The sequence below is a fragment of the Paenibacillus sp. ALE2 genome (assembly GCF_054113385.1).
This window is the reverse complement of the sequence record NZ_CM134213.1, coordinates 4,520,610-4,528,748: the sequence shown is the minus strand read 5'-3', so window position 1 is coordinate 4,528,748 and position 8,139 is coordinate 4,520,610. Positions and strand designations below refer to the sequence as shown.

Sequence of the window (8,139 nt, the reverse complement as noted above, 5' to 3'; positions counted from 1 at the left end):
ATCAGTTTTCATTTTTTTAAAAGAAATGATTTCAGTTTGCAGGCAAGGGTAGCGGCTCAAACCGACGGCCCTGGCCTGCAAAATATTTTTTTCTGATATAACAACGATCCATTCTCATTTCGTTGCTCTCTCAAGTTTCGAAACATGCTCAGTCTGCTTTTCACCATTTGAAAAAAAGGCCAATTCCAGCACTCATTCGGTCAACGGTTCATCTGGACTATGTGCCTCACGAAGCACGTAAAGCCTCATTAAAATATCGGGCTATCCAATCCCTTCGGCATTGGTGGCCACAATCGGTCATCGTTATTAAGCGTTATGAGCCATAAATGGATATAAATGATTAAACCTCAGGGACCTTATCCATCTAGAAGGAGCCCTGAGGTTTTTTGTCATTGAGCAGGAAGGCCTTGCCTGTAGTAATACGAAGCGGTCTCAAAATCTTTTTGGTGATAATAAGCTTCAGCTATAAGGATATACAATCCGCTCAATTTTTTATGAGCTTGCTTTTGTTGATATATGGTGCGAGCTAAAAAGAAGTGATCCAGAGCTTGTGCTCCAGCTTGCCAATCCGAAAATTGGTTATTTCACTGGACAAACCATTGTCATGGATGGCGAACGCTATATGCAATAATCATATTCGTTTATGCCTGACAAACAGCTATGGGTTAGACGATAACCAGGTTGAAGAGACAATGCTTCTGGATCTTCCTCATCGGAACGATACCGACGGTAGTTATCTTGCCTTAATCAAGGTTGTAAATCGGCGCTGTCCAACAGAGGAGAGCGCCCGATTTTAGAAATAACCTAACTCAACTTTCGGTGGACCAAGCCTAAATTGTGATGTATTTAGCGGGTGGATTTTGCTCAATAACCCTAACAGACAGTCTGCCCTTAATTTGCTCGCCTACAATCAAACTCAACCCACTCAGGGCAAATATTATACTTAAACGGTTACGGAAAAACGTCAGTATTTCACAGAGCAAATCGGTAGGTTACATCCCTTTTGGTGTGCTCTTATAAATTAGAATGATATTGTTATATTTGATAGAGTATGGTATGATCGTTCCAAATAAATCCATTATTATGAATTGAATTACATATTAGTGCTTAATATTTTATATTCTATACTTTATTCAATTAATACTGAAGTTCACAGCATAAGGACAGAGATAAGTAAGTATTGACTTCTCTTGTAGAGCGTTTCCAAACAATAATTTGTAAGCGGTTTCAGATTATTTCTATCCCTTACCACTCTTTACGTCAGTTCTCCTTGCGGGTAGAGGTCTGAGCATATTCTTAAGTTTGATAAATTTACGGATAGCTCAGCTTTAGACCATATAAAAAACGGAGGTTATGTTATGATTAGAAAATGTCTAGTTTTATTTCTTTCCTTCGCTTTATTGCTCAGCGTCTTTCCCATGCTAAATGTAGATGCTGCCAATCGACCACTGGCAAAGCTACCTGGAAATTCCAATCCTCTAATGGATCATAAATTGGGAGCTGATCCCTATTCATTGGTGTATGATGGAAGAGTGTATATTTACATGTCAAGTGATACGTACGTGTATAACAAGGATGGATCGATTAAAGAGAACGACTTCAGTGCGCTGGATCGTATCCAGGTCATATCCTCTACAGACATGGTGAACTGGACGGATCACGGAACGATACCAGTCGCAGGTGCCAACAACAAAAACAGTGGAAGAGGCATTGCCAAATGGGCCTCTAACTCTTGGGCTCCAGCAGTTGCGCATAAAAAAATAAATGGCAGAGACAAGTTCTTTTTATATTTTGCCAATGGGGGAGCAGGTATTGGTGTCCTAACAGCAGACACGCCTATCGGACCTTGGACAGATCCCCTTGGCAAAGCGCTTGTGACACATAGTACACCTGGGATGGCTGGCGTGACTTGGCTTTTTGACCCGGCTGTACTGGTAGATGATGATGGCACGGGATACCTGTATAGCGGTGGCGGAATTCCTAATGAGTCGGATCCGGCTTCCATTGCAAATCCTAAAACCGCCAGAGTCATCAAATTAGGCGCAGATATGACCAGCGTTATTGGAAGCGCCACCACTATAGACGCTCCTTACCTGTTTGAAGATTCCGGTATTCATAAATACAACGGCAAATACTACTATTCGTACTGTATCAACTTTGCCGGAACACACCCTCAACAGTACCCTGCAGGTGAAATCGGTTATATGGTTAGCGACAACCCGATGGGTCCCTTCACTTATAAAGGTCATTTCCTAAAAAATCCGTATACGTTCTTCGGCGTTGGAGGCAACAACCACCATGCTGTATTTAATTTTAAGAATGAATGGTATGTCGTATACCATGCCCAAACGGTCAGCAAGGCTCAAATTGGAGCTGGAAAAGGCTATCGCTCTCCGCATATTAATAAGCTGGTGTACAAGGAGGACGGAAGCATCTCTGAGGTGCAAGGGAATATGACAGGAATCGCTCAGCTATCCAATATGAACCCATATACCAGAGTTGAAGCGGAGACCATTGCCTGGCAAGCAGGCGTTACGACCGAACCCACACAAGCCAGTGGCGGCCCGATTAGCAATCTGAATGTGACCAACATCCATAATGGGGACTGGATCGCTGTCGGGAAGGCTGATTTTGGCTCTGCCGGAGCGAAGACATTCAAAGCTAATGTGGCTACTAATGTCGGTGGCAACATTGAAGTACGGCTTGACAGTGAAACAGGCCCTCTAGTCGGCTCCTTGAAAGTACCTTCAACTGGAGGTATGCAGACCTGGAGAGAAGTAGAAACCACGATCAATAATGCAACGGGGGTTCACAACATCTATCTGGTGTTTACTGGGTCAGGCAGCGGCAATCTGTTGAATTTGGATGCCTGGCAGTTCACTCCCAACACGGGAGGGAATACGATAACCAAGGTTGAAGCCGAGAATATGAAGATTGGCGGCACTTATGCAGGCAAGATCAGTGCACCGTTTGACGGGGTCGCTTTGTATGCCAATGCTGACTATGTATCATATTCACAGTATTTTGCCAACTCTACGCATAATATCTCAGTGCGGGGGGCTTCAAGCAATGCTGGTACGGCCAAGGTGGACTTGGTTATTGGCGGAGTAACTGTAGGTTCCTTCAATTTCACGGGCAAAACGCCGACTGTCCAAACCTTGTCCAATATTACTCACGCTACTGGAGATCAGGAGATCAAACTCGCCTTGACGAGTGATGACGGCACTTGGGATGCCTACGTGGATTTTATTGAATTTTCATTATGATCGCTCATATAAACAGTAGTTGTTTTGGAGCTTTTGCAAAATCGAGGGACCCGCCCTGTTATTCCAAGAGAACGCTATTAGCGGGTAAATGTCCAGGCAAGCTCTATTATTTGGTTTTCGGCAGATCATATTACGTTTGCTGGAAACCACGTTCCACAACTTTCATTCATATTTGAAATTGTCCTTGGAGGTGTATGATGAAGAAGAAGTCTTGGTTTACGCTGATGATCACAGGTGTGATTTCTCTGTTTTTTTCGGTAAGCGCATTTGCGGGGAATGTGTTCTGGGAACCATTAAGTTATTTTAATTCAAGTACTTGGCAAAAGGCAGATGGGTACTCCAATGGGCAGATGTTCAATTGCACTTGGCGTGCCAACAATGTTAACTTTACGAATGATGGAAAGCTCAAGCTGAGTTTAACGAGTCCGGCGAACAACAAATTTGATTGTGGGGAGTACCGATCAACGAACAATTACGGATATGGCCTGTACGAGGTCAGCATGAAGCCTGCTAAAAACACGGGAATTGTCTCATCCTTTTTCACGTATACAGGACCTTCCCATGGCACGCAATGGGATGAAATAGATATCGAATTTTTAGGAAAGGACACGACAAAAGTACAGTTTAACTATTATACCAATGGAGTCGGTGGGCACGAGAAAATTATCAATCTTGGCTTTGATGCTTCAACGAGCTTCCATACCTATGCTTTCGATTGGCAGCCAGGGTATATTAAATGGTACGTTGACGGTGTTCTGAAACATACAGCAACCACGAATATTCCGAGTACGCCAGGCAAAATTATGATGAATTTATGGAATGGTACCGGAGTAGATAGCTGGTTAGGGTCATATAATGGAGCAAATCCGCTGTACGCCGAATATGACTGGGTAAAATATACGAGCAATTAGTATGATTACAGCAGAAGAGGCAGCCCTATAGGGCTGCTTTTGCCTATACAGGGAGAGATAGCTGAATAGACCCCGCTAGGGGATTTTTTAGTTAGCATAGTGATGGTATGAAAAACTTCAAAAAAGCAAATATTTTCACTTAAATTTTTGAATAGATTTAGAAATAGAATTGTCTCGAAATTCTTTTGGTGTTACACCAAAATATTCCTTGAACTTTTTGTAAAAGAAATTTAAATTGTTATAACCTATTTCGTTTGCGATCCCATAAATAGGAACGTCAGTATTTTCAAGTAAGATAGAGGCTCTAGTTAACTTTTGAAGTAATATAATTTCAGAAAAAGATCTATTAGTAGTTTTTTTAATTAAATTACTTAGATAGTTTGGATGAAAATTGAAATGCTTAGCTGTGGAAATCAAAGTACATGTCATATAATTTTTCTCTAAATAGTTAAGTATTTCTATAACAGGTGCATTATTTAATGATTTAGAGTTAGAGTGGCTAGAGTCGTACTGAAATACCCTCAATAATTCAGAAAATATAAGCACCATAAAGCAATCAATGATTTCATTTGAACATAAAGATTTATCAAAATATTCACAAAGAAGCTCTCTTATATATATAGGGATTTTTTTGTTATTTTCGGAATTAAATATTATATAATTATCATGATCCCTCTTATCAGAAATAGCATTAGTTAAAAACTCTGAGATAATGCCTTTACTTGATAGCCTGCTAAGAAAGGCAGTTGAAAAGTATTCTTTACTCATTAATATATTTATAATAATGTCATTTTCAGTAGTTGGTAAAATAGAATGAGGAATTCCTGTATCTATAATAGATATCTGTCCTTCTTTCAGTTTTACAGTCTTATCTTTTATGACCTCTGTAAATTCTCCTGAATATACATAACTAAGTTCGATATAAGTATGAACATGCATGGGTACTTCAACAAATCGTGTATGTTTACGTGGGGTGATATTTTCGCCCATATTCATATCATTATCATCAAATAAATAAGCATCATGCCCTTCACAGTTAATTATCTCCATTTTTTTATATCTTTCCGATATAACAGGATTTGATTTATATTTTAGCTCTTTTTCTGTTAAAACTCTAAGCATTCTATCTAATTCATCGTGATTCATAGTTGAAACCCCTCTCAAGGTTAGTCATTAAATAGTAGGTTATGATATTAAAATCGGTCAGTCAATATGTGTTTATTTGATATTAAAGAGCAATTAAGAAAATGCTATCCTTTCTTCAAGGGAATTATTTAATAGCTTCCTTGAGGTCACAAATATAGAGACGTCTATATAACTTCATCTAAAACTATAGTTTTTATCAGTTAGTATATCCAACGAAAACACTCATTTTACAGAAAACGTATTTATTGTCAGTTGACTTATTATTAAGTGTGAACAAGGAGCTATATGAGTGTTGAAAGGGGTAATTCCTGTAATTAAAAAAGAGACCAACATTAAGTTTCAATGTAGGATATATTTAAATTTTCCGTATTTAGATCTAATAATGTAAGATTAGGGATTTAACTATTATCTTTTATAAGGAGAAGTTTTAAATGTCTAATTCTATTCGACCAGGTCAGGTTTGGCTTGATACAAAAGGTAAGCGTGTACAAGCTCATGGTAGTTCTGTAATGTATGTAGATGGTGTCTATTACTGGTATGGGGAAAATAAGGAAAATACAATTCCGGGTAGTGGCGTTTGGCATAATGGTGTTAATTGTTATTCATCTGAGGATTTAATAAATTGGAAATTTGAAAAAACTATTCTGAAGGCGCCTTCAGATGTTAATAACCCGTTACATCCTTCTAGAATTATGGATCGTCCCCATATCATTTATAACAAAAAAAATGAAGAATTTGTAATGTGGATGAAATTAGCAGGGACAGATGAGAATCCACGAGATTGGAATTATCAATATATGGGAATCGCAACATCGAAAAGTATTAATGAAGAGTTTAAGCTTATTGACACAATAGTTCCTTTAGATATGAGCAGTGGTGATTTTGATTTGTTTGTTGATGATAATGATCAGGCATACATTATCTTTGGAAAAGTTCATACAGAAATTGTAATTGCAGATTTAACTGACGATTATAAAAATTTAACAGGAAAATATTCAACGCATTTGCATTTTAGTTCACCTCCATTGGCACGTGAAGCGCCTGCTATCTTTAAAAGAGAAAATGAATACTTTATGTTTACGTCTGGGACAACTGGTTATTATCCTAATCAAACGCTCAGTGCCAAAGCAGATAATATGCATGGACCTTGGTATATTATTGGAGATCCGTGTATAGAGGATACAGAAAAGAACACTTTCAATTCCCAAATAAGTAGTGTATTTAAAGTACCTAATCAAGATTTATTCATTGCGATTGGGGACCGTTGGGTTGTTGACTTAACAAGAAAAAAAGAGAAGAGCTCGTGGAACATTAATACAAGTGAGTCTGATTATGTTTGGCTACCTGTAGAATTTAGAGATAACATCCCAGTCATTCAATGGAAGTCGGAATGGAATCCAAACAATTTTTAATAAGGGGAAGTTTGTATGAATTTAAAAGATTCAGCAAAAGCAATCGTTGAAAAAGTTGGAGGAGCAGAGAATATTGTAAGTGTTACGCACTGTGTAACCAGATTGAGATTTATTTTAGCTGATGAATCAATTCCCAATGATAATGAAATCAAAGGTATTGATAAAGTACTGGGTGTTATGAAGGCTGGTGGGCAATATCAAGTAATTGTCGGTAACGTTGTTAAAGATGTTTATGCTGAAGTTGATTCTATATTAAAAGGCAATGCTAATGAAGATCATATTAAGGAAAAAATTGATAAAGTTAAAACAAAAAATAAAGCAAGTTTGATTAACAGGCTATCTAGATCACTTATGAAAATGATTTTTCCATTAGTGCCCACAATGGCCGCGGTGGGCATTATTAAAGGTTGTTTGGCTATATTCCTTATGGCAGGCGTATTGCAGACAACAGATGGTACTTTTATTATTTTGCAAAATATAAATGATGCTTTCTTATACTTCTTACCCATAATTGTAGCATTTTCAGTTGCGAAGACATTTGACTCCAACCCTTATGTTGCTGCTGCGATAGGAGCATCACTGGTATTCCCAGGTATTGTAAAATTACATGATGAGGGTACAGCTTTAACATTTCTGAAAATCCCGGTTATTTTAACTTCATACGGTAATTCGATTTTTCCTGTTATGTTTAGTACTTTTATTGCTGCAAAGTTAGAGAAGTATCTAGAGAGGTTCATACCACCATTTTTAGAATTCCTTAAAATTATGATATTACTTTTGGTAATGGTGCCTTTCACATTCATGGTGGTTGGTCCGATATTTGTAAAAGTAAGTGAGTTGTTAGCGAATGGTACTATGGGAGTTTATAATTTATTCCCTTTAGCTACTGGTGTAATATTCGGTGCCTTTTGGCAGCTTTGTGTGCTTTTTGGATTACATTATGCGTTTATTCCTATTTTGACCGATATCACCCTAAGAAATGGTTCTAATGCGTTGAGCCCGATTTTAGGTATGGGAGTTTGGGCATTAGCTGGAGCTGCACTTGGTTTTGCACTTAAGACTAAACGAAAAGAAAATAAAGCTACTGGTTATTCGGCCATGACTTCTGCACTGTTTGGTATTACTGAACCAGCCATATTCGGGATTGCTTTGCCATACAGGAAACCGTTTATTTGCGCAATGATTGCTGGAGGAATTGCTGGACCATTGAATACAATCTTAGGAACAAATCAATTTTCGCCAGCTGCTGTTGGAGGAATTTTAACATTTGGTGCCCAAATGGATCCGAGTGGTGATCCAGGCCCACTTATAGGATTTTTCATCTGCTTTTTCGTGAGCTTTACTCTCAGTGCAGTTTTAACATACTTTACAACGAAAGCGGACGAAGCACTGAAGTAAAAAGGG

5 protein-coding genes are annotated in these 8,139 nt (G+C 38.3%); 4 read left to right on the top strand and 1 reads right to left on the bottom strand.

Translation table 11 applies throughout. The features are described from left to right. Positions 1 to 1,358: 1,358 nt before the first annotated feature. A complete protein-coding gene (locus ACXHJ1_RS19690; protein ID WP_107733611.1) occupies positions 1,359 to 3,266 on the top strand; it encodes a carbohydrate-binding protein in 1,908 nt (635 codons plus the stop codon). Between the two features lie 197 nt (positions 3,267 to 3,463). Further along, positions 3,464 to 4,177 (top strand): beta-glucanase, encoded by a 714-nt coding sequence (bglS, locus tag ACXHJ1_RS19685; RefSeq protein ID WP_017426919.1) that lies wholly within the window; start codon positions 3,464 to 3,466, stop codon positions 4,175 to 4,177. A gap of 135 nt (positions 4,178 to 4,312) precedes the next feature. Here bglS and ACXHJ1_RS19680 read toward each other — a convergent pair whose 3' ends face one another. Next, on the bottom strand, positions 4,313 to 5,323 hold the full coding sequence (locus ACXHJ1_RS19680; protein WP_457905092.1) for an AraC family transcriptional regulator: 1,011 nt from the start codon (positions 5,321 to 5,323) through the stop codon (positions 4,313 to 4,315). Between the two features lie 431 nt (positions 5,324 to 5,754). Here ACXHJ1_RS19680 and ACXHJ1_RS19675 point away from each other — a divergent pair, with 431 nt between their 5' ends. Further along, positions 5,755 to 6,735, top strand: a complete 981-nt coding sequence (locus ACXHJ1_RS19675) for a family 43 glycosylhydrolase (protein WP_457905091.1) — start codon at positions 5,755 to 5,757, stop codon at positions 6,733 to 6,735. A 15-nt stretch (positions 6,736 to 6,750) separates the two neighbouring features. Then, positions 6,751 to 8,133: a PTS transporter subunit EIIC gene (locus tag ACXHJ1_RS19670; RefSeq protein ID WP_457905090.1), complete on the top strand. Its 1,383-nt coding sequence runs from the start codon at positions 6,751 to 6,753 to the stop codon at positions 8,131 to 8,133. Positions 8,134 to 8,139: the final 6 nt, after the last annotated feature.